This window comes from Nitrospira sp., from assembly GCA_016788885.1.
Lineage (GTDB): Bacteria > Nitrospirota > Nitrospiria > Nitrospirales > Nitrospiraceae > Nitrospira_A.
Genome location: JAEURX010000040.1, coordinates 1 through 26027, shown reverse-complemented (window position 1 = coordinate 26027; position 26027 = coordinate 1). Strand labels below are relative to the sequence as shown.

Sequence of the window (26027 nt, the reverse complement as noted above, 5' to 3'; positions counted from 1 at the left end):
GAGTCGATCATGCCGCCGTTGCTTGTGAACCACGCTGCCATGGCGAACATCGGGCGGGTCGGCTGCCTGGATCTTCGTTATCGGCGCGAGGGAACGCGCACGATCCTGGCGACATCCCGCTGTTCTACGCCCTGGCATTTCTTCCCCCCCGCCTATTTGGACGACAGCGGGTGCGCCGTCACTTCCTTGGTGAACCCGTCGGGGGGATTCGTGGCCGGCGACGTTCTCTCGATTCATGCCGTCCTGGAAGCGGGGGCGCATGTGGTCATGACGACTCCCTCCGCCAATCGCGTGTATCGTTCTCTGGGGGAAGAGTCGAAACAGTCTGTGTCCCTGTCGGTTGCTCCGGGTGCCGTCATTGAGTGGTTCCCGGAGATCACCATTCCGTTCGCCGGCTCGCGTTTCGTTCAGACCATGGCAGTCACATTGGCCAAGGGCGCGACCGCGCTTGTCTGGGACAGTCTTGCCTCCGGCCGGGTGGCCCGAGGCGAACGCTGGGCCTTCACTTCGTTGCACAACGAAATTGACCTCACTACGGCGTCCGGGGCGCGATTGCTGGAGCGGTATCATGTCGGGCTGGAACAGGAACAGACCGGGTTCGGGTTGTTGTCCCCGTACGACTATGTTGCCTCGTTTTTCGTGGTGAGTGATGCCGTCGATCCGGCACGATGGCCGGTCGTGCGCGAGACGGTCGCGGGAATACTGGACTCGTTAGGCAGCGATCTCTTGGGTGGAGTCACGGAGCCGCCCATCCCTGGATTGGCCGCCAAATTGGTGAGCCGTTCGCCCGAGGCGTTGGCGATGGCGCAGGATCTCCTCTGGGATGCAACCAGACGCGAAGTCCTCGGTCTAACGAGGCCGGCGCTTCGACATTATTAGGAGGCGGTTGAAGACTGTCTGGTGACGATCATCAGAACCTGAGAACCTGGCGTCAGGGGGTAGGGGCAGCTTTGCGAGGAGCAGTTTTCGGTCTTGTCTTCGGGGCGGCGGATTCTTTTTCCGTGAGCTGGCGTCGCAGCGATTCCAATTCCGCCTTGAGTTGCTGGAGTTCCTGCGCCTGCTTGACCACCACGTCCTTCGTGGCCTGCAGCTCCTGTTGAAGGCTGGTCTGTTCAGATACGGGTGAGGCTGGAATAGGTGCAACTTCAGCGACTGTTTTGTTCGCGGTCGGAGCGGGGACGGCAGCGGGGAGTTGATTCAGGGCCTCGAGTGACACTGCGACGCGAGGTTGTTCCGGTTCGATATTCATCCAGGACTGGGGCACATCGTCCCGCACGAGCGCGTCTGCTGGCGCAAACGACAAGCTGAGCACCGCCGGCCTGGGGTCGCTGTGCCCCTGAGAGACACGATAGTGAGAAAGACCGATCCGAAGCGTCGTCCTGTGCAGGTACAACGTGCCTTGGGTGATGAGTCCGTCATCCTGCAGGGTGAACCGCACCCGTTGGTCCGGCCCTGCCTGTGAGAGGGCGCGCATGATCAGCGGAGTGAGAAATTCTGTCTCTTCCTGAGAGAACAATGGATAGCGCTCCTGCCGCAGTACGGTCCCTGGTCGATCGAGGCCTGAGATGAACAGTCCGGAGAGCAAGTGGGAGATGGCCGATGCGGACACTGTGGCCGGATGAGACGCTTGAAAGGCGGCTTGAGGACTCCCGTACTTCGCGGTGGTACCCCGGCTGGGCAAGCGTTCAAGCGAGACGGATCCCAACGGCCCTTCGCCGACGGAGGTCAGTGGAGAGGTTGAGCTGCAGGCGACCAGCACGAGACACGAGAGGATAATCAGCCAGGTTTTCCAGCCACGCAGGTGGCCTCTTGTCGGCGACATCATCTGCTGAATCATGCGGCGCATGGGCCGGGATTGTAACACAAGACCGGCGCCGGGACCGTGGAGGTTGTCAGAAAAGCCCTTCTCTGTCGGTTGACAGCCGATTCCGGCTGGTGTTATACCTTCGCCAGCTTTTCCAGGGACAACGGAGTCTCAGGAGGCTATCCCTTATAGAGATGGCGCAGGACAACGACGTCCTCTGGTCCACCGAATATGGTGGGTCCGAGGACTTTTTTTTTGAGCAGCATGCTGAAATCGGCCCTCAACTTCGTTCTCAGTCGATCATCCACCTCGACGTACGACTCACAGTACGCCTCGGTGTCTGAGCTCCTTGCGGCCTCGTTGAATGACCGATTTGAGCATGCTGCCCATGCCGGGGAAATCTGCTGATGCGGTTCTTGCGGGTGGCCATGGCCCAGATCAATCCGACGGTCGGCGATATCGACGGGAACACCGCGTTGATCAAGGCTTGGATCAAAGAAGCGCGTCGGGCCAAAGCGGACCTCGTGGCATTCCCCGAATTGGCCATTACCGGCTATCCTCCCGAAGACTTGTTGTTCAAGGCTCGGTTTGTCGATGACGCGCAGCGCGCGCTGAAGGCGTTGGCCGCGGATGCCCATGGTCTGGTGGTGGTGGTGGGGTATGTCGGGCGTGATGGAACGGGAGACTCCCTGTCCAAGGTAGCGACTACGCCCGCTGTCGGTCGGCATGGTTTGTACAACTCGGCGGCGGTGCTCGCCGAGCGCCGAATCGTGGCGAACTACTGCAAACGGCACCTGCCGAACTACGGGGTGTTCGATGAGAGCCGGTATTTTCACCCTGGGACGCGCCTCCCGCTGCTGATCCTCAACGGCACCACGATTGGGATCAATATCTGCGAAGACATTTGGTTTCCTGAAGGTCCCACCCGGGCACAAGCGGCGGCGGGTGCCGAGGTGATCGTGAACATCAATGCCTCGCCGTTTCATGTGGGCAAGAGCCGGATGCGGGAGCAGGTGTTGGCGACGCGGGCCCGCGAGAATCGAGTGATCGTCACCTATACGAACACGGTTGGCGGGCAAGATGAGCTGGTGTTCGACGGCTGTAGCGTGATTGTGGACCAGACGGGGGAAGTCGTAGCGAGGGGCAAGGCCTTCGCGCAGGACCTGTTGGTTGCCGACCTGGACGTGGCGGCGGTTGGGCGGGCGCGCCAGGGGGAGGGCCGGAAGAAGCCGCTGTCGCCGCGCGTTGCGGCATTGGTCGACCGGGTGGAGGTGCGGGTGCCGGCGAGAAAAACGTCGTCGACGGTGATGCCGCCTCTGGAAATGCCCTTGGAGCGCCTGGATGAAGCCTACCGCGCACTGGTGCTCGGCGTGCAGGATTATGTGCTCAAGAATGGGTTCAGGCGAGTGGTCATCGGATTGAGCGGCGGCGTGGATTCGGCGTTGACGGCGGTGATTGCGGTCGATGCGCTGGGTGCGGACAATGTGCTCGGGGTCTTCATGCCGTCGCCCTACACCTCGCGCACCAGTCGGGAGGATGTCGCCGATTTGGCCAGACGTCTTCGCATTCAGGTGGATACCCTCTCGATCACGACGACCTTCAAGAGCTATCTCCGGGTGTTATCGAAGCCATTCGCCGGGAGTCGTCCGGACACGACCGAGGAAAATCTGCAGGCGCGGATTCGCGGAAATCTGCTCATGGCCTATTCGAACAAGTTCGGCCACCTGGTCCTGACCACCGGGAACAAAAGCGAGATGAGTGTCGGCTATGCCACGTTGTACGGCGACATGGCCGGGGGATTTGCCGTGATCAAGGACGTGCCCAAAACCATGGTGTATGAGTTGTCGCATCTGCGAAATCTGGTCGGGCCTGCGCCGGTCATTCCCAAACGTGTGCTGGAGCGGCCTCCGACTGCGGAGTTGCGCCCCGACCAAAAAGATGAAGACAGTCTGCCGCCATACGCTATCCTGGATCCGATTCTCAAAGCCTATGTCGAGGAAGACCGCGCGTTGGAAGACATCGTGGCGATGGGGTTCGCGCGGGAGACGGTCGTGCGCGTGATGGCGATGGTCGATCGCAGCGAGTATAAGCGGCGGCAGGCACCCCTCGGCATCAAGATTACGCATCGGGCATTCGGAAAAGATCGCCGGATGCCGATTACCAACGGGTATCGTTAGACCGCAGCATCCAGACCGACAACGACGTCGGTCAGCAACACTGGCAATGGCGCCAGAGAGACGGGGCTCACAGATCGTCGGGTATGACGGTGTGGGGGCAGGGCACATTTACTTCTTCTCTCTTTGGAGGCGTCATGAATATGCTGGTTGGGCGAATGGCACGGGCATGGGTCCTGGGGTTGGCATTGGTGGTGGGTGGTGCGGGCGGGGTGCTCGTCGAGGCACAAGCCGCGACGACGGACGACCTGATGGACACCACCAAACACCCCGTGTCGGTGACCATGGCGATGCAGGCCGACAGTTTCTTCGGATTCAATCCCTCCATCTACGGAACCTACGGATTGACCGACAACATCGCACTCGCCTTTAATTTCACCTATTGGACCATGATCAGCGGCGTGGGCGTGCATGACAACGCCCCCTGGCTCGAAACGGACGTGGGTCTGAACTTCACGTTCCTCGACAAGCGTTTGTCCGTGACGCCGATGATCGGGTTCGTGCATGGCAGCCTCTTGTCGTCACGCGGCGGGTTCTTTCCAAACGGTGGCGGGAGCGTCAACGAGCGCACCACGGCCTTTGAAGGCGCGGTGCCGAACATCATTGCGAACTATGTCGATGATCGGTTCGAGGGCGAGTTCTACCTGGGCTACTACAAGGCGATCCGCAGTGAAGGCGGCAGCGGCGGAGGCGGCGCGACCGGGTGCAGCGGGCTCGTCGATACCAATTGCTTGGGCACCAGTCAGACCGGCGGCCGTGGGACGTGGGATTTCCTCCACTACTGGGTCAGCGCCGGCATGCGCATGAACAGCATGTGGTCTCTCGGCGCGCACTATGAGCATTTGTTGACCACGCGGGACAGCAGTGCGCCGGGCGCAGCGCAAGACTACTACCGCTGGATCGGCCCGTATGTCGAAATGAAGCTGCCGGGGAACATGGCCTTCCGGTTCACGGTGGGTAAAGACCTGACAGACAATCAAGACTTCTATAAGCTGAAGTTCACGAAGACGTTTTAAGCTTCCGCCTGGGCCTCCTTCTTTGCGGTGTGAAGGGGGAGGCCTTTCGGCAGGCGGCACAGCCGAAGGAGGACATGGTGAAGGCATCGGCACTGCGGAAAACGGTCATCGTGGGTGCGGCGGCAGGATTGGCCCTGCTCATGGGGCTCGGAGGGGGGCACGCCTGGGCGGAGACAGCACCGCTCAAGGTGGATAGCGGGGATACGGCATGGGTGCTGGTGTCGTCGGCATTCGTGCTGGCGATGCTGATGCCGGGGTTGGCGCTCTTTTACGGTGGGCTCGTGCGTACGAAGAATGTGCTTGGGACGATCATGCAGAGCATCATGATCCTGAGCGTGGTCAGCCTGCTATGGATCTTGTTCGGCTATAGCCTGGCTTTCGGACCGGATAAAGGCGGGGTGATCGGAGGGCTGGACTGGATCGGCCTCAGCGGGGTGGGCAGCGCGCCGCATGCCGTATACGGCCCAACGATTCCACACCAGGCCTTCATGTTGTTTCAGCTGATGTTTGCGGCCATTGCGCCGGCGCTGATTACGGGCGCCTTTGCCGAACGCAAACGGTTCACATCGGTCGTGCTGTTTGCCGCCATGTGGTCGGTGCTGGTGTATGTGCCGCTGGCCCATTGGATCTGGGGCGGCGGATGGTTGGCGCAGATGGGGGCGCTGGACTTCGCCGGAGGGGCCGTGATCCATATCAGTTCCGGCGCGTCGGCGCTGATCTGCGCAATTGTGCTGGGGAAGCGGCGGGGCTATGGAACGGATTACATGGCGCCCCACAATTTGCCGATGACGTTGCTCGGGACCGGGTTCCTGTGGTTCGGCTGGTTTGGATTTAATGGAGGCAGCGCATTGGGGGCGAACGGCGTGGCGGTCTCGGCCATTATTGCGTCACATGCGGCGGCCTGTATGGGCGCCATCTCCTGGTGTGGTGCGGAATGGATGCATCGCGGGAAACCTACGGTATTGGGATTGGCCAGCGGCGCGGTCGCCGGTCTGGCGACGGTGACGCCGGCAGCCGGGTATATCGGCCCGTTATCCGCGATCGCAATCGGGTTGGTGGCAGGCATGTCCTGCTACGCGGCGATTGTCTGGAAGGGGCGATTCGGCTATGATGACTCGCTTGACGTCGTGGGCATCCACGGAGTCGGGGGGGTGATCGGAGTGTTGGCGACGGGTCTCTTCGCCAGCAAAGTCGTCAATGCCGGAGGCGCCGATGGACTGTTCTTCGGCAATCCCGGTTTGTTCGGCATCCAACTCCTGGTCGTGGTCGTCACGACGGTCTTCTCACTGGTCGGCACCTTTGCCATCCTCAAATTGGTCGATGCGATGACGGGACTGCGGGTTTCACCCGAAGAGGAAGCGACCGGTCTGGATTTGAGTCAACATAATGAACGCGCCTATTCGTGAACGACGCCATCGACTGAGGGCGGTCGGCGGTCTCAGGAGGCAAGGATGAAATTAATCGAAGCCATCGTCAAACCGTTCAAGCTCGACGAAGTGAAAGACGCCCTCCTTGAAATCGGGATCCAGGGCATGACGGTCACGGAGGTGAAGGGCTTTGGCCGCCAGAAGGGGCACAAGGAAACCTACCGCGGCCAGGAGTACACCATTGAATTCGTGCCCAAGGTCAAAATTGAAGTGGCGGTGAATGACGGGCAGGTTCAGCGCGTGCTCGAAACCATTACGCGCGCGGCGAAAACGGGCAGCATTGGCGATGGAAAGATCTTCGTGCGGGAACTCACCTCCGCCGTCAGAATTCGGACGGGCGAAACGGGAGAAAGCGCGCTCTAGGTATGTCGCAGGCGTTGGACGCAAATTCGCAGTTGGTGCGCGACGCGGCTCCCATTGTGGTGTCCCAACTACTGGCTGAACAGCGCCAGGCCATTCAGCAGCGGTTGTTGGCCGGGGCGTCCGGTGACGAGGTGGTCGCAGCCACCACGGATCTGGTCGATGGATTGATCGTCGGCCGATACCGAACTGCGGCGCGAACCGGCGGCGAGGCGCTGACCACGGCCGGATTTCAGCATTGCTGTCTCGTGGCAATCGGAGGCTATGGTCGGCGGGAATTGGCGCCGCACTCCGATATCGACCTGATGTTCCTCTTTCACCAGGATGCGGCCAAGGTGATCCCCGAGTTGGTGAAGCAGGTGCTGCATCCGCTGTGGGACATCGGATTTCAGGTCGGTCATAGCGTGCGAACTATTCAGGATTGTATCGATTTGGGCTTGGCTGATCTGACGGTTCGTACCTCCATGATGGAGGCCCGGTTTCTGGCGGGAAGCCCCGAGCTCTTTCAGCAATTTCATGCGCGGTATGTGCGCAAGGTCGTGTCGAGCGGATTTGACGGGTATCTCGACCAGAAGGTGGCTGAACGGCAGCGTGAGTACCAGAAGTTCGGCGAGACGGTCTATCTGCTCGAGCCGAACGTCAAGAAGAGCCAAGGCGGGTTGCGGGACCTGCATTTGCTGCAATGGATCGGCTCAGCGCGATTTCAGGCGCCCACCATCCGAGAATTGTCCGACCGCGGCATTCTGTCCCAAGCGGACTATCGCGCGATCAAGGATGCGCGTGAGTTCCTGCTGCGGGTCCGTTCATTTCTGCATATTCGAGCCGGCATGGCGCAGGAAATTCTGACGTTTGATGAACAGGTCTGGCTGGCCAAACACTGGGGCTTTGCCGACCAGCCGCATTTGCTCGCGGTTGAGCAGTTCATGCAGCAATACTATCGGCATACGATGGGGCTGCATGTGGCCTTGATGCGATTTGTCGAACGCTGCCGCCGCCGCTCGCTCTGGCAGCGAATCGTGCGATGGCTGCCGTCTCCCCGCATCGACCAGTATTTCGCCGTCGATGGCGAGGCGTTGACCGTCCCGGTTGAACTGCGTTCCCAGGTGCTGGGGCAGCCGTCGTTGTTGCTGACCCTGTTCAATCTCGCCAGGTCGCGCAAGCTCAGTATTGATCCCTCTCTTCTGGAAGACATTCACCGGCATGCCGAAACCCTCACCGTCGAGCAGTTTCATACGCCGGAGACCGGACGCACGTTCCTGTCGATCCTAGCTGGACCTGGTACGGCCAAAACCCTTGAGGCGATGCATCGTGCGCATCTGCTGGAGAAGTTGGTGCCGGCGTTCTCGCGTGTCCGTGGGCTGATGCAATTCAATCAGTATCACAAGTACACGGTTGACGAGCATAGTCTCCTGGCCGTGGCGAAAGCGGAAGCGCTCACCGATCATGCGGGCGTACTCGGAGAGGTGTATCGGGAGATCAAGCGGAAAGATCTGCTCCATCTGGCCCTGCTTCTTCACGATCTGGGGAAGGGCCATGAAGAAGACCATAGTGAAGTCGGCAAGCGGTTGGCGGAGGAAACGGCGGCGCGCCTGGGGTTCGATGAGCGGGAATCGCGAACGCTGATCATGCTGGTCCATCGGCATTTGTTGATGGCCCATACCGCTTTCCGCCGCGATCCCTACGATGAAAAGGTGCTGTTGCCGTTCGCGCGCGAAGTCGGCACGCCGGAAGTGTTGCGCAAATTGCTGGCCTTGACCGCCGCGGACATCGCCGCCGTCGGTCCTGATGTGCTCACGAAATGGAAAGAGTCCCTCCTGGTTGAACTGTATCTGCGGGCGATGCAGGAAGTGTCCGGCGAGCGCGAGACAGCCGATGAGCCGCAGCGGCTGGCGCGCATTGCGGATGAAGTGGCGGCCCAGTCGCAGGGAGATCACAATTCCCCGTCCGACAAAACCTGGATCCGCTCGGAACTCGAACAGTTTCCGTTACGGTATGCCTACGGTACGAGCCCCCGGCGCATTGCCGCTCACCTTGGCGCCGTCCGCCGTCTGCAGGATGGCGGGGTGGTGGTCGAAACGGAATTCAATGCTCCGTTAGGCACCTGCGAATATGCCGTGATTGCGCATAATGATCTCATCCCGGGATTGTTTTCAAAAATTGCCGGGGTGATGGCGGCAGGCGGGTTGCAGATTCTGGACGCGCAGATTGTGACCAGGAAAGACGGCGTTGTCGTCGATACCTTCCAAGTTGCCGACCCCGACTATCAGGGCGCTCCGCCGGCGGAGCGATGCGAATCCATCGGCGCGACGATCGTCGAGGTGTTGACCGGCCGCCAATCGATCGACGCCGTGATGCGGCGCGGTGCCCGCTTGCACTTGGGTCGATCATTGCCCGCCCATCGGCAACCGGCGGAAGTCCGCATCGACAACGAGACATCCGACCGGTTTACGATTCTTGATGTTTTTGCGGATGATCGGCAGGGATTGCTGTACATTATCACGAATGCCATTTTTCAATTGGGCTTGTCGGTGCATGCGTCCCGGATTTCCACCCGGCTCGATCAGGTGGCCGACGTGTTTTATGTGACCGGTGTGGACGGGAAGAAGGTGGAAGAGGCCGGTCGCCTGGAAACGATCCGGGCGTCGATTCTCAATGAGATTGAAGTGTTTCTTGGGGCTCATGCGGCGTAAGCGACAGGGTGTGGACTAGTTCTTTTATCGGCGGTTGAAAGGAGGAGGGGGATGAACGTTCGTGAGGTGTTAGATTTTGCAAAGAAGAATAAGGTCCAGGTCGTGGACATGAAGTTCGTCGACCTGATCGGCACCTGGCAGCATTTTACAATTCCTGTCAGTGAGCTGACCGAGGGCCTGTTCAAGGACGGATCCGGACTCGACGGGTCGTCGATTCGCGGCTGGAGGGCGATCAACAACAGCGACATGCTGCTCGTGCCGGACCCGGCAACCGCCTGCATGGATCCCTTTTGCTCCGTGCCCACCCTGAGCCTGATCGGAAATGTGGTCGATCCAATCACGCGCGAAATGTACGACCGCGATCCGCGATTTATCGCCCAGAAGGCGGAAAAGTATCTCCAGAGTACTAAGATCGGCGACACCTCCTACTGGGGGCCTGAAGCCGAGTTCTTCATTTTCGACCATGCCCGCTACGACCAGACGAACCACAGTGCCTACTACCACATCGATTCGGATGAAGGCGTGTGGAACATGGGGCAGGAGGGCGTCAACCTGGGCGGCAAGATCCGGCACAAGGAAGGCTATTTCCCGGTTGCGCCGACGGATACGCAACAGGACATCCGCACGGAAATGATTTTGGAAATGGAAAAAGCGGGCATCGCCACCGAAAAGCATCACCACGAAGTGGCGACGGCGGGGCAGGCGGAAATCGATATTCGCTTCGATAGCCTTCTGAGGACCGCCGACAAAATGATGATGTTCAAGTACATCGTCAAGAACGTTGCGCGTCGCCATGGGAAGACGGTGACCTTCATGCCGAAGCCGATTTTTGGCGATAACGGATCGGGCATGCACACCCACCAGAGCATCTGGAAGGACGGCAAGCCGCTGTTTGCCGGGAAGGAATATGCCGGCGTCTCGCAGATGTGCCTGCACTACATCGGTGGCATTCTGAAGCACGCGCCCGCGCTGGCGGCTTTCACCAACCCGTCGACCAACTCATACAAACGATTGACGCCGGGATTTGAAGCGCCGGTGTTGTTGGCCTACTCGAGCCGTAACCGGTCGGCTGGTATTCGTATTCCCATGTACTCCCCGAGCCCGAAGGCGAAGCGGATCGAAGTGCGTTTCCCGGACCCGGCTGCCAATCCGTACCTGGCCTTTGCGGCCATGCTGATGGCGGGTCTGGACGGCATCGAGAACAAGATCAATCCGGGAGAGCCGGCTGAGAAGGATCTGTACGATCTCGAAGCCAAAGAAGCCGCGAAGATCCGCACCATGCCAGGCAGCCTTGACGAGGCGCTCAATCATCTGGAGAAGGACCATCAGTTCCTCCTCAAAGGCGGGGTGTTCAGCGAGGACCTCATCGAGGCGTGGATCGGATACAAGCGGACCAAGGAAGTCGATACCATGCGGTTGCGGCCGCATCCGTATGAGTTTTTCCTGTATTACGACGTGTAGCCTGTGGCCTCTTCGTCAAGGGCGCTTGACGAATCCGGGAGGCGATGGTATACATGCAGGGAGTGGGTGAGAGTAGGCAACGACGCCTGATATCGAACCTGCACTACATACGGTACACGGACAATGGCGTCCGTCATTCTTTCAAGAGTGGCGGACGCCGTTTTTGTTTCTGCCGACGTTGAAGTCGGCGCACAAATAGCAGTCGAGGATCGCCCCCTCGTTGAACAGGACAAAGACGTCCTCCTCCCTCCACAGGGAAGAGGGCGTCTTTTTTTTGCTGACGGATCACCAAAGGAGAGTCTCATGCACACAGCGGATCATGAGCGGATCGCAGGGGTGGCGGCAAAGAAGTGGGCGTTTCTGGAACAAGCGCCGGGCGGGTATTTCATCCTGTCGGCCTTGGCCGGGATCTACCTCGGCTTCGGCATCGCGTTGATCTTCAGTCTCGGAGGACCGTTGGCGGCGGCTGGCTCTCCGGTGGTGAAACTGATCATGGGCGTGTCATTCGGTATCGCGTTGACGCTGGTCATTTTTGCGGGCTCCGAGCTGTTCACCGGCAACAACTTGATCGGTGTCATCGGTGGCCTGTCACGAAGCCTGTCCTGGGGACAAGTCATTCAACTCAATGCCTGGTCCTGGATCGGAAATCTGGCGGGATCGTTGGGCTTGGCCTGGTTGATCGTCCAGTCAGGGGTGTTTGCGAAGGGGCCATCTGCGGAACTGATTGAGAAAGTGGCGGCGGTCAAAATGTTGCTGCCTGCCTGGGAACTGTTCGTGCGGGGCATTCTCTGTAATTGGCTGATCTGCCTGGCCGTATGGATGACGGGGCGGACGACGAATGATACTGCGAAAATCCTGCTGATTTTTTGGTGTCTGTTTGCCTTCATCGGCACGGGGTTTGAGCACAGCGTTGCGAATCAATCCTTGCTGGGTATGGCGCTGTTTCTGCCGCATGACGCAGCCGTGACCTGGACGGCCTTTTGGTACAACCAGCTGTTTGTCGTGCTGGGGAATCTGGTGGGCGGCGGAGTGTTTGTCGGCGGGTTGTACTGGATGGTGAGTCCCTATCGTGTGGCAGAAGCCCCGGTGATGCCGGTAGCTCGACCGGCCACATCGGCGGCGGTCGGGTCGTAGGGCAGAGTGGCGAGCGTATCAGTGCAGGCGGATCAATCACAGGAGGACATGATGGAGAAGGACGCGATGCGGAAGGGGATCAAGGCGCAACGGTTGAAAAAGAAGGTGACGATTGCCGAGGTGGCCAAAACGGTCGGGAAGAATCCGACATTTGTGGCGGCGGCGTTGAACGGCAATCACCGCCTCGCCCCGTCCGAGGCGGCGAAAGTCGGCACGTTGCTGGGGTTGAGTAAGGATCAAGTGGCGGCTCTGAGCGCCTTTCCGGTCCGCGCGGATTTCCCGAATCTCACGGATCCGTTCAAATATCGCCTGATGGAAGTCATCGGTGTCTACGGTGACTCCCTGCGGGAGATGGCCAATGAAATGTTCGGCGACGGGATTATGAGCGCCATCGATTTTACGCTGGACATGGAAAAAGTCACCGGCAGTCAGGGGGAAGCCCGCTGCAAGATCACGTTGAACGGCAAGTGGCTTGAGTACAAGACATTCTAAGTAGACCACCAATGTGACGCTGAAGCGGCACTCAGACGAAGGAGGACCACATGAAGACGAATGAAGAAACCGCAGTGCTGACGCTGCTCAGGCGGCAGGCGCCGCAATCATTCGAAGAATTGATGGCCCTCTCCGGTCTGAGCGCCTCGCAGGTGTTGCTGGTGGTGGATCGTTTGAGTCGAGAGGGCGCAGTGGTGTTGAGAAAATCAGGTCTGGACTATTCCGTCGCATTGGGGAGCACGATATGAACAAGATTGAGGCAATCAAGTCGGAACGGGATGGACTGACGGTGCGCGACCTGCTTGCGCACTACGCGCAAGCAGGGTGGGAAGCCATTCCCGAAGACGATATTCAACGGCTGAAGTGGTACGGCCTGTTCCTGCGGAATCCCACGCCGGGTTTCTTCATGTTACGGGTGCGGATCCCGGGCGGCCAAACCACGTCGAGTCAACTCCAAACGCTGGCGGACATCGCTCTCGCCTATGGCAATGGTGTCATCGATGTGACCACGCGGCAACAAGTGCAACTCCGCCATCTGACGATTGCCCATGTGCCGGCAGTGTTTGCCAAGCTCGAGGAGGCCGGCCTGACGTCGATGCAAACCGGCATGGACAGCGTGCGCAACGTGATGACCTGCCCGGTGGCGGGCTTGAATCCGAATGAATTGCTGGATGGGACGGAGATCGTTCGCGCCATCAATCAGGAAGTGTTGGGCAACCCGGCCTATACGAACTTGCCGCGGAAGTGCAACATCGCGGTGACGGGCTGCCCGGACAATTGCCTGCATACGGAGACGCAAGATATCGCGCTGGTGCCTGCTTATCATGACTTAGGCCACGACAAATGTTTCGGTTACAACGTGCTGGTCGGGGGCAAGTTGGGTTCCGGCGGATATCGCATCGCGAGTTCACTGGATATGTTCGTGAATCCTGCGGAAGCCTTCGACGTATGCCGGACGCTGCTGCACATCTATCGTGATCATGGCCCGCGTGAGAATCGCACCCAAGCACGCCTCGCATTTCTGGTCGACGCCTGGGGCGAGGCCCGGCTCCGGCATGAGGTGGAGGCGCGTATGGGCCGTGCCCTACCGACGGCTGGAGTGGATGCCAGGGCGGCGGACGAGCGCGATCACATCGGCATTTTTCGCCAAAAACAACGTGGCTTGAACTATATCGGCTTGAAAGTGTTGGTGGGGCGGATCAAAGCGGGCGACGTGCGCAACATCGCCGCGCTGGCAGATCGCTACGGGACGGGTGAGGTGCGGCTTTCGCCCGGGCAGGCCTTCGTGATCCCGCACATCAGCGACCGTGTGGTGGGCGAATTGGCGGAGGAGCCGCTCGTGAAGCAATTTGCGTACAATCCGTCGCCGCTCTACAAGGGCCTGGTGAGTTGCGTGGGCAGCGACTATTGCAATCTGGCCGTCATTGAAACAAAAAGCCGGGCCGTGGAGACGGCCCGGGTGCTGGAGCGTAAGTTGGGCGAGGGGCTGAAGCCGATTACCTTGCACTGGTCCGGCTGCCCGGCCGGGTGCGGCAATCACCTGGTGGCAGATATCGGGCTTCTGGGTAAGAAAGCCAGAGTCGGAGGCAAGGTCGTCGACGCGGTCGATATTTTTGTCGGCGGTCGTTCGGGGCCTGATCCCAAATTGGCGACCAAGATCATGGAAGATGTCCCTTGCGACAAACTGCCGGCGGTCCTCGAGAACCTCATGCCGTACCATACACGGGAGAAAATGCATCGTGTGCGGGGGAAAGCTGCGCCAAAACCGGCAGGTTCGGGCAAGCCGGCGGCTTCCGGCAATGAAGCGTCCGGTGCCGTGTCAGGTCTGACGCCGCAACCGTTTCCGGCATAGGTCGTGAGACTTGAGCCGGTGCTGGAGTTGAGTTATTCTCTGCCTCAACAAGGAGGCAGCATGGCCAAGAGAGCGAAATCGAGTCAGGATCCGGCTGATCTGCTCAGCCGGCATATAGAGGAAATCCGCGAGACATTGGCCGCGTTCCAGCCATTTTTATCGCGACGTAAGACGGCGGCATCGTTGGACAGTTTTGACGAGCAGGCTGAAGAGGTGCTCAGCGAAACCTTCGGCGGAGCGTCTGAGGAACTCGAAGCCTATCACTATGCCAAGCTTGGTGAAGCGGCGATTCTTCCGGAGGAGGCTCAGGAGGCTGGGACGCACAATGTGGAGCGAGAAAGCCTGCATCAACGGAAGCAGGTGTTGGAAAGTTGTCTGGCTCAACTTGAGTTGAGAAAGGCGACGAGGGCCGGCCGGGATTGGCGGAGGACTCTGGGCGAGCGGATCGATGGGCATACGGTGGCCGAGTTCATGTCGGCAGAGGTCCGCAGTGTGCACAAGAGCGCCTCGATCAAAGAGGCGGGACGATTGCTGCAGAAGTGGCGGATCGGCTCCTTGCTGGTCGATGACGGCTCGCGCTACATCGGCATCATCACCGATACGGATCTGAGCCGGAAAGCGGTCGCGAAGGGGCTGGATCCGAACACGACCGTTGTGCTGTCGTGCATGAGCAAGTCCGTCGTCACCATCGAGGATAGCGAGCCGTTGATGGAAGCGCTCAGGCTGATGAAGAAAGAAGGCATCCGGCATCTACCGGTTACGGAAGACGGCACCATTATCGGCGTGTTGTCGGTTGGAGATCTACTGCGCGCCTACCAGAAGATGCTGGAATTGTAGTCGCGATGTTCTGTGCACCGAACCGGCGGCGTGAGAGCGCCGCCGGTCTGTGCGGTCCTTAAAGGTATCCGACGTTATGACCGCTTAGCTCACCTTCCTGATACTCCCGCATCTCGTGTCCTGCTGACTTGGTATCCATCTCGTTCGGTCGGCTTCACTCTGCAGTCGAGGAGAGGGGGCCGATTTTCCTCGTGCCTCCTACTACATCCAGACGGAACCACGCAGGACAGTACGACAAGGAATCCCGTGCTAGTATGGCGCCTCTCGTGAGAACCATCGCGGTCTCTCACACGCGGTATACCTGCTCGGAAAGGAGACGTATGCACGACCTAGAAAATGGATTGGCTCCAGGTAAAGGAGGCTTGTCTGTCCTCTCCGGGAAAAACACGCTGCCGCTGCTTCTCAGCCTGAGTCTTTTCACGTTTGTGAGCCTGCCAGGGGCGTGGATGGGGGGGGACGTAGGGAACGCCGCTGATGTGCCGACGCAGCCGGGTGTGGTGAAGTGGCATCCGGGGCACTATTACGCGCCGATGACCTTCATGCGGTCGAATCCGACCATCATGGCGCAGGTTTATGCCGAGTTGAAGGCGACTCCCGCGCTACGTGGTCTGCAAATGCGATTTCCCTGGCCCGAACTGGAACCGGAGGAAGGCCGTTACGATTTCAAAGGGGTTGAAAAAATACTCGCAGAACTCGCTCCCTTAAACAAACACTTGGTCATTCTGCTGGAACTGAAGTCGTTCAATCCGCAAATCCTGCCGGTGCCGACCTATATGCGAACGGAAGTCTACGAAGGCGGTGCCTTTCCCTTCAGCACGTATGGGCAGAGTGCTCCGCGCGGATACAATCTCAAACTCTGGAACTCAGGTGTACACGACCGGCTGGTGGCGTTGCTGACTGAGCTGGGGAAGCGCTTCAACGGCCACGCGAACTTCGAAGGCATCGGGCTACCGGAAACCGCCTTGGGGCAGCCGATTGAACTTCTGTCCAGTCACGACACCGAAAAGTTCTACGACAATCTGCTGGACGTGCAGCGGCAGATGCGTGCCGCCTTTCCCAATACCTTGACCTACCAGTTTGTGAACTATCCGCGTGAGATGTTGCCTGGCTTCATCGACCACATGCGCACGATCGGCACCGGGTTGGGCGGGCCGGACATTTTTTTGGACGATCCGGGATTGAACTTCGATCACCCGAACAAACCCAAGGGCATCTACTTCTATTACCCCCAAATGTCCGGCGTGATTCCGCTGACGCCCTCGGTGATGCAGGCGAACTACGACAACACCAGGCACGACGGGAAGGGGCGGATACCGACCATTGCGGAACTGCTCTCGTTTGGCCGTGACCGGCTCCGGGCGAACTACCTCTTCTGGACGCGCGCACCGGGCCACTTCCAGCAGGTGCTGGAACAGATGCGACAGCTACCGCTGCAGGGAAGTCCAGCCGGGGGATTGGATGCCTCCTGCCCGAAAGCCTATCACGGGTGCGTGGAGTAGTGGCTGTTGGGCAGAAGCAATTGGCGGCGTGATCAGCAAGTCAGGCACCGACCACCAAGCCATGAGGGCGATGAGTGTGTATCCCGGTCATGCCGAGCGGTCATCGATTGGTCAGGGCTTGAATAACTAAGTCAGCCACGGCGCCACCGGAAGCAGGGTTCTGCCCCGTGATCACGCGATGGTCGGCCACGGCAAAAGCTTCCCATGGTTTGTCCGCTTTTTTGTATACCACACCGCGTTTCTTCAGCTCTGTCTCGGTTAGGAACGGCACGTACTGATCGAGTTGGACCAACCGCTCCTCCTCATCGGAGAAACCCGTAACCTGCTTACCCTTGATCAACGATGTTCCGTTTGACAAAGTGATGTTCAGCAGGCCGACGGCACCGTGACAGACGGAGGAGACGATCCCACCCTTCTCGTAAATCTTGCGGCTCAAGGCTTGTAACTCGGCATTGTCAGGAAAATCCCAGAGCACGCCATGCCCGCCTACGAAATAGATGACGGCGTAGTCGTCGGGGTTCACGTCAGCGGGTTTGAGCGTCGCGCCGAGACGGTCCATAAATTTGCGATTGTGGTACCACTCCCAATCGATGGGCTCCGCCATGGCCAGACTGTGGGGATCAATCGGTGTATAGCCTCCGGTGGGTGACACGTAATCCACGACAAAACCGACTCGTTCCACCCGCTCGACGAAGTGCACCGCCTCTCCGAGCCAAATGCCGGTCGCTCTGTTCAGGTTCGGATATTTTTCCGTCGTCGTCAGCACCACCAGGATTTTCTTCGGCATGGGGAGTCCCTTCTGTTTCAGGATCGGTTGAGAAGATCAACTTACAAGGTCATGGCTGATCACAAGTGCTTGCCTGCGCTTATAAGCGGAATGCGTTCTAACGAGAGAGGCTAGGCTGACGATGGTTGAGTGGTGGATGCAAGTAGCAACGGCATGCTTTGCTGCTGTCCAAAGCTATCAGGACCTGTAGCGAGGGGGGTACCGAGATTGATGTTGGAGGAAATGCCTTCCGATCTTTTTGGTTCCTTCCAGGATGACAATGCATCGATGCTCTCACAGTCCACTTGGAATCAATGTGCAAGTGTATTGGTGATCCTGAATTCGGTTTGTTGCGCAAGTCTGGCGGATGCTCAAGTCGGGTGGCCGGGCGTTCCTCAGGAAGTTAGAGTTGAAGAAGGTTGGCCTACCGCTCGCTCCCGTGGTTTTTAAAGATTGATCCCGGATAAAGAATCTTTTGCATTTGTGCGGCCTAGACCATTCAACGCTTTTGTCAGGAGCACGGCCAGAACTCTCAACGACTTCAGAAGCCGCTCTTTTATTCGGTGATGGTCGGGTAGGGATACCACCACCTTATTTACAAGTCAGGTAGATTCTGCCTTGCCCTGGTCAACTTTTTCCCGTCCTCCCCTTTGATCCAACGCGCTATAAGTGATATGACCCTCGGATCATGATAGCTGGCGCTGTGTGCAAGTCCGGTCAACGATTCATGAATACTACCGGCTGAAGCAAACTGATGAACAGCCCAAACTCCTCTAGGAACAGGTTCCACTGAAACCTCTGCCAATATGTTTGCCAAAACCGTTGACGGCCCGAAGGGCAGCAAGATGGCAAAAAGCAACCCTAATAAACAACATACACAGACCGCGGTTGCCATGACGACAGCACCTAGGAGAACGAAACTGAAAAAAAGTATGCCTCCTAGGTGCTCCACGTGAAATTCCCCTGGCTCCGCCAAAGCGAAGATAAATTCGGCAGATTGATAAAAACCTTCCCAAAGCTGTGTAAAGAAATCATTAATCGTCTTATCGACATTACGGAGAAACAAGCTCGAATACGAATGACCATCGGAAAGGGGATAGGGAGACCAGTAGAAGGCATCCCAAGTAAAGACAAGCGAAGAGGCCAGAATCAACTGGCGTTTCCAACTAGCATCCACAAACTGTAAAAGCCTCCGATAAGGCGAAAATATGATTCCCATGACGCGCCAGAGTCGCCCCACGATCCACGAAAAGAAATGAGAGATGGCGAGCAGGGAAGAGGCCTCATCTCCAGAAAAACGAATGATCAAGAGGTTGAGGGCCTGTGGCGGTTCGCAATCGAGATCTGATCGGACAATTTTACTACATCGAAGAGTCCATTTAGCTGCAATCTTGGAAAGATGCAGGGTGACCATTCCCCCCAGAGACAGAGTCCCTAGGACAACCACTAGTTCCCAGGACAACCCCCATGTTTCGATAGTGGGCTCTATCTTTCCAAGAAGTTCAAACATGCCAACACTGCTGAAGAATGATAAAACCAGACCATAGGCCCAGTGAAGAATCTTTGCATAATCCCAATAATCAGCAGATCGCTCCTGAGCGTGAATGAATGGCGTACTCAGTGTCGCAATGCCATTCACGATGTTGGATACCGACTCCATCTCTCCAACTGCCTTAACAGCAATTGTTCCTCCATGGCTGTGACCGATAACTAAATGACGAGCTTCCGGATAGGTGTGTCCGTTGCTTATAAGTTGTCTCCGAAGCCGAACAGCAGCTTTCCTGCGAGCCACTGAAGAATTCAAACCCGACCACTTGAATTGAATCAGTACAACTGATGCCCCATCTAAGCATTCGAGCAGCTTCTTTGAGAAGATAGACTCAGGGTGTGTCCAACGAGCGTTTTGAGCAAATGTCCCGTGTACAAGTGTAATAACGTAATTGACAGGCATATTGCTTTGTCCCTATTGCTACAATTGCCTACTGCTAATAAGAAGAACTCTTGGCCATTACTACCTCCAGGTTCAATATGTAATTGCTGTTCCAATGAATGAGAAATGAATGAGAGGCAGCAGCGGTCTGCCTCAAAGCCCTTGGTGATATAGCTGGCCCGGCGGGCGAGGAGATGAACTCATCAGCATCGAACGGCGGAAGCACAAGATTCTTAGGATCACCACCCACCATGCATTGCCCCATCAGGGCTCGCTCGATTCGTCGAGCATACTCAGCCAGTACCGGGTGTGTTTTAGTTCGCCGGTTTTTCGGAGCACTCCCTTCTCCACAAGATCCTGTAAGTCTCTTGTGGCGGTGGCTCTGGAGGTGTTGGTAATCTTCAGGTAATTCTCCGCACTGAGTCCACCTGTAAAACCTTCAAGCCCTTCCCGAAAAATTCGTGCGAGCACTTTTTCTTGCCGAGAATTGAGTTGGCCTCGGAGGCGGTCATAGAGCTTGGTTTTCTCAATGAGAAAATCGATCAGCCGCTGAGTGTAGCGCTGTGAATCTAATACGGTCCGGGCGAAATAGATCAGCCACTCGGTGATTTCCAGATGCTTGTTGTTGGCTTCGAGGGCCGCATAGTATGCCGCGCGGTGCTTGCAGATCGTGTGCGAGAGGGCAATCAATGTCGGCTGGCCGAGACATTGGGCGAGTGCCTTTTCGGACAGTGCCCGTCCAATCCGCCCGTTGCCGTCTTCGAATGGATGTACCGACACAAAGTGGAGATGCGCAATTCCTGCGCGTGTCAAAGCTGGGAGTGGCTGTGGTGCTTGGCGCGAGGTGTTGTTAAACCAGGTAAGGAACCGATTCATCTCCGCCGTCATGGTTCTCGCCGGCGGCGCTTCGAAATGAACTTTTGGTTTGCCGATGGGACCTGAAACGACCTGCATGGGGTCTGCATGTCTTCTATAGCCCCCAATGCAGTTCAGATCTCTTCGACCTTGTGTCAGCATCTCATGCCAGGTGAATAATTGTGTCTCGGACAGGGGGGTGTGGTAGTGACGGTACAGATCAGTCATCATTGCCGCGATGCCTTTCTCGGCAGCGGGAATTTTGCGATTGTCCGTTTCGAGTCCGAAGTTCCGAAGAAGCGATGATTGCACGGAATCCCGATTGAGTATCGCCCCTTCGATTTCTGATGTCGTCACCGCTTCAGTGCTGATGAGTTCAATTATCAAGCGGGTTTTGTTCTCTCCGGTCAAATGCTTGACGGCACCATGCACTATTCCTGCTTCGTGCAGGAAGCGAGTTTCATGCGTAGCCAATGCCTCTATTTTGTATGTAAAAGCTGGCCACTGCTTTTGCTGCCAATTCCAGGTCATGAGCAATACCGGTCTTTCGTATGGCTCATAGTAACCCAATTTTGTGAGTTATAGAAGGCCTTCCTATAACTCACACGGGAGGGGAGCGGGATGGGTTCTTTGCAGATCTGACTGAGTAAGTGTCTATGAAATAAAATAGTGGTGGCGTGGCCGGCTCACACCTTCCCGAACATTTTCTCGAAGAAGTCTCGATTCTGTGTCATGTGCTGTTCGATGTCCGAGAGCAGGTGTTTTGCCCCGGCTTGCCAATCTTCGGTTTGATAGCCGACCCGGCGGGCGAGGAAGATGAATTCGTCAGACTCCGGTGGCGGGAGCACGAGGTCCTTCGTGTTACCTCGCACCATCCGGAGGCCGTCGATGAGCATGCGGATGAAGAGGTAGGACTTGCGGAGATTTTCACCGGTCGCGCGGGGGATGAGGCTTGCCTCAATGAGGGCGGCAAGGGCGCGGAGTGTGTTCGGCGTGCGTAGGCTTGGAACGCGATGGCCATGCATGACCTGGAGGTATTGGATCGCATATTCCAATGTGACAATGCCGCCGTGACTGTGTTTGAGGTTGATCTGTCCTGGCTCGACGAGTTGCTTGACCTGTTGTCGACGCAGATCGATCGCGGTCGCAAGATCCCAGGGAGCGCCGCTGTACACAAAGCTGTCGCGATGGGCCTCGACCTTCTTGCCAAGGGCGGCGTCTCCCGCGATATGGCGCAATTTGATGAGCGCCTGCCGCTCGAAGGGCGCCGCCAGGCCGTCGGCGCTGTAGTACTTGCAGACTTCGTCGAAGGCATTGGCGAGCGAGCCTTTGCCGCCGTGGGGACGGAGCCGCACGTCGATATGAAAGATGCCCTCCTGCTTGGCCTCGATCCATTGCAGAAATTCCTGTGCGAGGCGTTCGAAGTATTCGCTGTTCTCGACGCCTTCTTTCCCGCTCGTACGCCCCGGTCCGCCATAGACAAACAACACTTCGATGTCGGACGCATACCCCAGTTCCCGGCCGCCGAATTTTCCTGCGCCGAGAATGGCGAAGGGGCAGGGCTTTTTATTGGCGAGACGAGGCGATCCGTAAAGTTTGGTCAACTTAGCTTGGCAGTCGATCAGGCTGCGCTCGACGATGACTTCAGCCAGTTCGGAAATCGCCAGGGAGAAGTCTGGGAGGTTCGTCCCAGGTTCGACGATGTGCTTCATGTCGATGCGGAAGAGTTCCTGATCCTTGAAGCGGTTGAGCGCCTCCTTGCGGGCTTCAGCGGTCTTGGCTTTGGCGATGACGCGGTTCAGCTCCTTGCGCAAGAGGGCTTGTGGTTTGATGAGTGGCGCATCGTGATAGTCCTTGAGCAGCGGCAGCAGATTGACGTGCTGCCGCCGGAGGAAGTCTTCCCATAAGAAGTCGCTGGCGCCGAGCAGTCGCGCTAATAGTGGAAACGTCTTCTTGTCGTTGATGAAATCCCACGCCTGTTTTTTTCCGGCCTGCCGCGAGCCTTCCAAGACAAGATCAAGAAACTGATCAAACGATTCCAGCGCTTTGGCCGGATCGGGCGCCCAGGTCAGCGCGTGCGTAAATTGTTTAATAAGCACGGCAGTCAGGCGCAGCTGTTCCTGGTCGGCCGGATCGAGCAGCTTCTGCCCGAAGCGGTTCCTGACGTAGAAGCGATCGTGCAGCTTCCCCTCTTCGATGGCGAACTGGGCCTTGCTGATGTAGACGTTGCGCATGGCCAGTGCATTGGCGAAGGCGTAGAGAAAAGCGGGCGTGTCGTCCGACCGGATGTCCATGATGGTATCGGCGGGCGACTGGCTGTTATCGAAGGTGATGTGGACGGTGTGGAGCAGACCGCTGAAGGAACTGCGCTGCTTGCCCAGGTGTTCGATGAGCTGCCGATTGACCTGCTGACGCGCCTCGTCGAATTCGTTCCTGTCCAGCAGCACAATCATGCGTGAGAGTTGTTCGGCCAGCCGCTTCTGGTCTTCGGCGGTGAACGGATCTCCCTCTGTGAGAGTGACGGTGAAGACGTCCACGATCTTTTTTCTCGTGAGTCCCGGGCGGCCCTGCGGCCTGGGACGTGTGCCATACGGTGTGCTCGAGCGACCTGACCGTGCCGGTTCGCTTTCCGCGGAGGTAAAAATGCGGCCTTCTTCGATGTTTAATCCGAACGCTGAGAGGAGGCCGCAGATCGTGGCGAATTCCGAGAAGTAGTCGTAGGCGACGATGGTGATGGTCCACCGTGTACGGTCAAGTTTCGTGAATCGAATTTCGCAGGGATGATCGGGCGTTAGGAGTGCGGCCAGTGCCACATGGCTGGCGAGCAGTTTGGGAGGAAATGCCGCGAAATAATCCTGATCCATCCTGGTTGTGAAGTCTTGCAGGATGTCGGCCTCGATGCCCGGGCAGAGTGGAGCCAAGGTGGCGAGGAGTTGGTCGCGATCGACGTTCGCGTGCGGCATGATTCCCGTGGAGTATACCTGAAGGTGGGCTCGTTGTACCGGAAGAATTGCGTCAGTATAATGCGGCGCCATGACACGACGTCCGCCACAGCAGGACCGGCCTGTTCCGCGTCCCGAGGCTTCTGCTCCTCGCGCGTATCCGGATCCGACACCCCTCCTGGTCGCGTCCGGTCTTGAACCGGAGCAGGTGGCGCATATTCTCACCCCTTACGGTGTCACGCATCCGGCCGAGGCGGATGCCAATATTCAAAGCATGGCGGGGGAGCCGCACACCCGGCGACTGTTGGCCGCGATCCTGCCCATGCTATTGGCGGAAATTGCCCGAACGGCCGATCCCGACCAAGCCCTCAATCATTGGGAACGGTTGTTCACGGGGGGCGTCAATCGCGCGTCGTTGCTCCAATACCTCCAGTCCTCGCCCAGGATGCTGGGCCTGCTCTGCACGATCTTCGGGAACAGCGATTCGCTTGCCTTTGCCCTCATTCGCGATCCGATGTTGATCTATTGGCTGGCGGAAGAAGATGTCTTAACGACGGCTCCGACCAGGGCGGGCATGGTTGCGGCGCTTCGCCAGAATCTTGGCTCGCTCAAAGCCGTGGAATTGAAGCTGGACGTCTTGCGGCGCGTGCGCCGGCGCGAAATGTTGCGCATCGGTGTGCGCGATCTTCTCCGTCTGGCCACCGTTGAGGAGACCGTCGGATCATTGTCCGATCTCGCGTCGGTGCTGATCCATGCGGCTTACGAGATTGTTGACAAGGATCTCAAGGCTCAGCACGGGACGCCGATGCATCAACGCGCGGATGGCACATGGGAGGAAACGGAATTTGTCGTGATCGGCATGGGCAAGCTGGGCGCGCATGAGTTGAATTACAGCTCGGACGTCGATCTGATCTATGTGTATGCATCGGCAGACGGCGAAACGCGCAAGGGAAAAGGCCATCGCCAGGCCAGCATCGAGCCTCTGTCCAATGAAGAATATTTTGAAATGCTCGCGCGGTCGTTGACGAAAGCCCTGGCCGAACAGACTCGCGAAGGCGCGGTGTTTCGCGTGGATCTTCGGCTCCGCGCCGAGGGAACCGTCGGACAGCTGGCGCGGTCGGTGGACGCGTATGCGAAGTACTATGCACAGCGCGGGCAGGTGTGGGAGCGGTTGGCCCTGCTGAAAGCCTGGCCGGTGGCCGGTTCACCTGCCGTCGGGCAGGCGTTTGTGCAGATGGCGGAAGGCTTCGTCTTTCAACCGGACCCCCATCCATTGACGCGGGAGCGGGCGCTCGCGGTGATTCGCGATGTGCGTTCCGTCAAAGAAATGATCGATGAAAAAATCGCCATGCGTGGCCATCAGCATCGAAATGTAAAGCTGGGGACCGGCGGTATCCGGGAGATCGAGTTCCTCGTCCAGACGATTCAGGTATTGATCGGCCGGTCCGTTCCGGAAATCCTCGATCGCAAGACCGTGGGGGCGCTCCACCGTTTTTGCCGACAGCAGTTTGTGAACGACGAGGATCAACAACGGCTGACTGAAGCCTATTGGTTCCTACGGGACGTCGAACACAAATTGCAGATGATGCATGATTTGCAGACGCACGCGCTCCCCGACAGCAACGAAGAATTACAGCGTTGTGCGATTCGAATGGGGTATCAGGCGGAGTCGCGTGAAGCGGCGCTGGAGGAATTTCTGGCTGATCGGCAGCGGCATACGGCGGTAGTGCATCATACGTTCCGGTCGCTGTTTTACCACCCGGAAACGTCTGATCTTTTGTCAGCGGTGTTGGTGGCGGCGGAAGGCCACTCCCGCCGCCACCCGTCTCGGCTCGAAAAAGAGACCGGTCCGGCGGGGCCACCGCCGGACCGGTCTTCGACAGCGAAGAAGAAACGGAAACCTTAGTACATGCCTTCCATGCCGTGGTTGTGACCAGCATGGCCACCGGCAGGCTCTTTCTTCTCTTCCGGCAACTCCGTGATCATGACTTCGGTCGTCAGCATCAAGCCCGCGACGCTGGCGGCGTTCTGCAAGGCACAACGCGACACCTTGGTCGGATCGATGATACCCACCTTGATCATATCCACGTACTCGTCGGCGGCGGCATTGTAGCCGCCGTTCGGATTCTTGTCCTCACGGACGCGGCCGACCACCACGGAACCTTCGGCTCCCGCGTTGGCGGCGATTTGACGAACCGGCTCTTCGAGCGAGCGGCGCACGATGTCCACGCCGACTTTCTGCTCCAAGGGCAGGTCCTTGAGGGAATCCAAGCCCTTGAGACAGCGCAGATAGGCCGTGCCTCCGCCGGGAACGATGCCTTCTTCAACGGCCGCCTTGGTGGCGTGCAACGCGTCTTCCACGCGCGCCTTCTTTTCCTTCATTTCGGTCTCGGTCGCGGCGCCGACATTGATGACGGCCACACCGCCGACGATCTTTGCCAGCCGCTCCTGGAGCTTCTCGCGATCGTAGTCCGACGTGGTCTCTTCGATCTGGGCCTTGATTTGCTTCACGCGGCCTTCGATCTTCTTCGGGTCGCCATGGCCTTCGACGATCGTGGTGTTGTCCTTGTCGATCGTGACGCGCTTGGCGCGGCCGAGATCCGTCAACTTGACGTTCTCGAGCTTCAGGCCGAGGTCTTCAGAGATAACCTGGCCGCCGGTCAGGATCGCGATGTCCTCCAGCATGGCCTTGCGGCGATCGCCGAAGCCCGGGGCCTTCACCGCCGACACATTGAGGGTGCCGCGGAGCTTGTTGACCACCAAGGTGGCGAGCGCTTCGCCTTCGACT

20 protein-coding genes are annotated in these 26027 nt (G+C 58.2%); 14 read left to right on the top strand and 6 right to left on the bottom strand.

From position 1 onward, the window contains the following. Nucleotides 1-9 precede the first annotated feature (9 nt). Complete coding sequence (locus JNL86_10900) at nt 10-879, top strand: urease accessory protein UreD (GenBank protein ID MBL8043413.1); 870 nt, start codon at nt 10-12, stop codon at nt 877-879. Between the two features lie 52 nt (nt 880-931). Here the strand turns inward: JNL86_10900 and JNL86_10895 are convergent, their stop codons facing one another. Continuing rightward, nucleotides 932-1825, bottom strand: a complete 894-nt coding sequence (locus JNL86_10895; protein ID MBL8043412.1) for a hypothetical protein — start codon at nt 1823-1825, stop codon at nt 932-934. Nucleotides 1826-2211: 386 nt separating this feature from the next. On the opposite strand from JNL86_10895, the gene JNL86_10890 reads away from it, so the two are divergent. The 12 genes from JNL86_10890 to JNL86_10835 all read left to right on the top strand — a co-directional run bounded on the left by JNL86_10890 (nt 2212) and on the right by JNL86_10835 (nt 16746). Beyond that, nucleotides 2212-3981: an NAD+ synthase gene (locus tag JNL86_10890; protein ID MBL8043411.1), complete on the top strand. Its 1770-nt coding sequence runs from the start codon at nt 2212-2214 to the stop codon at nt 3979-3981. Nucleotides 3982-4115: 134 nt separating this feature from the next. Next, the gene (locus JNL86_10885; protein ID MBL8043410.1) at nt 4116-4994 is read left to right on the top strand and encodes a hypothetical protein; all 879 of its coding nucleotides are present in this window, start codon (nt 4116-4118) and stop codon (nt 4992-4994) included. A 188-nt stretch (nt 4995-5182) separates the two neighbouring features. Then, nucleotides 5183-6400: an ammonium transporter gene (locus tag JNL86_10880; GenBank protein MBL8043409.1), complete on the top strand. Its 1218-nt coding sequence runs from the start codon at nt 5183-5185 to the stop codon at nt 6398-6400. Between the two features lie 45 nt (nt 6401-6445). Next, complete coding sequence (locus JNL86_10875; protein ID MBL8043408.1) at nt 6446-6784, top strand: P-II family nitrogen regulator; 339 nt, start codon at nt 6446-6448, stop codon at nt 6782-6784. Between the two features lie 2 nt (nt 6785-6786). Then, a complete protein-coding gene (gene glnD, locus JNL86_10870) occupies nt 6787-9471 on the top strand; it encodes a [protein-PII] uridylyltransferase (protein ID MBL8043407.1) in 2685 nt (894 codons plus the stop codon). Nucleotides 9472-9522: 51 nt separating this feature from the next. Next, nucleotides 9523-10932 (top strand): type I glutamate--ammonia ligase, encoded by a 1410-nt coding sequence (glnA, locus tag JNL86_10865; GenBank protein MBL8043406.1) that lies wholly within the window; start codon nt 9523-9525, stop codon nt 10930-10932. A gap of 303 nt (nt 10933-11235) precedes the next feature. Beyond that, nucleotides 11236-12066 carry a formate/nitrite transporter family protein gene (locus JNL86_10860; protein ID MBL8043405.1) on the top strand — a complete coding sequence of 277 codons (831 nt, stop codon included), beginning with the start codon at nt 11236-11238 and terminating at the stop codon, nt 12064-12066. Between the two features lie 51 nt (nt 12067-12117). Beyond that, on the top strand, nt 12118-12558 hold the full coding sequence (cynS, locus tag JNL86_10855) for a cyanase (GenBank protein MBL8043404.1): 441 nt from the start codon (nt 12118-12120) through the stop codon (nt 12556-12558). A 50-nt stretch (nt 12559-12608) separates the two neighbouring features. Further along, nucleotides 12609-12806: a hypothetical protein gene (locus tag JNL86_10850; protein MBL8043403.1), complete on the top strand. Its 198-nt coding sequence runs from the start codon at nt 12609-12611 to the stop codon at nt 12804-12806. Continuing rightward, the gene (locus JNL86_10845; GenBank protein MBL8043402.1) at nt 12803-14410 is read left to right on the top strand and encodes a ferredoxin--nitrite reductase; all 1608 of its coding nucleotides are present in this window, start codon (nt 12803-12805) and stop codon (nt 14408-14410) included. Before JNL86_10850 ends, JNL86_10845 begins: the two co-directional genes overlap by 4 nt. Before the next feature lie 60 nt (nt 14411-14470). Then, entirely contained in the window at nt 14471-15247 is a 777-nt protein-coding gene (locus JNL86_10840; GenBank protein MBL8043401.1) for a CBS domain-containing protein, read from the top strand. 320 nt (nt 15248-15567) lie between these two features. Next, entirely contained in the window at nt 15568-16746 is a 1179-nt protein-coding gene (locus tag JNL86_10835) for a glycoside hydrolase (protein ID MBL8043400.1), read from the top strand. Nucleotides 16747-16846: 100 nt separating this feature from the next. On the opposite strand, the gene JNL86_10830 is transcribed toward JNL86_10835, so the two are convergent. The 4 genes from JNL86_10830 to JNL86_10815 all read right to left on the bottom strand — a co-directional run bounded on the left by JNL86_10830 (nt 16847) and on the right by JNL86_10815 (nt 23260). After that, a complete protein-coding gene (locus tag JNL86_10830) occupies nt 16847-17533 on the bottom strand; it encodes a type 1 glutamine amidotransferase domain-containing protein (protein MBL8043399.1) in 687 nt (228 codons plus the stop codon). A gap of 574 nt (nt 17534-18107) precedes the next feature. Further along, nucleotides 18108-19463, bottom strand: coding sequence for a hypothetical protein (locus JNL86_10825; protein MBL8043398.1), 1356 nt, complete (start codon nt 19461-19463; stop codon nt 18108-18110). A 243-nt stretch (nt 19464-19706) separates the two neighbouring features. Then, nucleotides 19707-20828, bottom strand: coding sequence for a Fic family protein (locus JNL86_10820; protein MBL8043397.1), 1122 nt, complete (start codon nt 20826-20828; stop codon nt 19707-19709). Nucleotides 20829-20983: 155 nt separating this feature from the next. Beyond that, nucleotides 20984-23260 (bottom strand): hypothetical protein, encoded by a 2277-nt coding sequence (locus JNL86_10815; GenBank protein MBL8043396.1) that lies wholly within the window; start codon nt 23258-23260, stop codon nt 20984-20986. A gap of 70 nt (nt 23261-23330) precedes the next feature. Between JNL86_10815 and JNL86_10810 the strand changes: the two genes are divergently transcribed. Continuing rightward, a complete protein-coding gene (locus JNL86_10810) occupies nt 23331-25145 on the top strand; it encodes a hypothetical protein (GenBank protein ID MBL8043395.1) in 1815 nt (604 codons plus the stop codon). On the opposite strand, the gene groEL is transcribed toward JNL86_10810, so the two are convergent. Further along, a partial coding sequence (gene groEL / locus JNL86_10805; protein MBL8043394.1) for a chaperonin GroEL occupies nt 25142-26027 on the bottom strand: 886 nt, incomplete at its 5' end. The two genes, JNL86_10810 and groEL, sit on opposite strands and share 4 nt — an antisense overlap.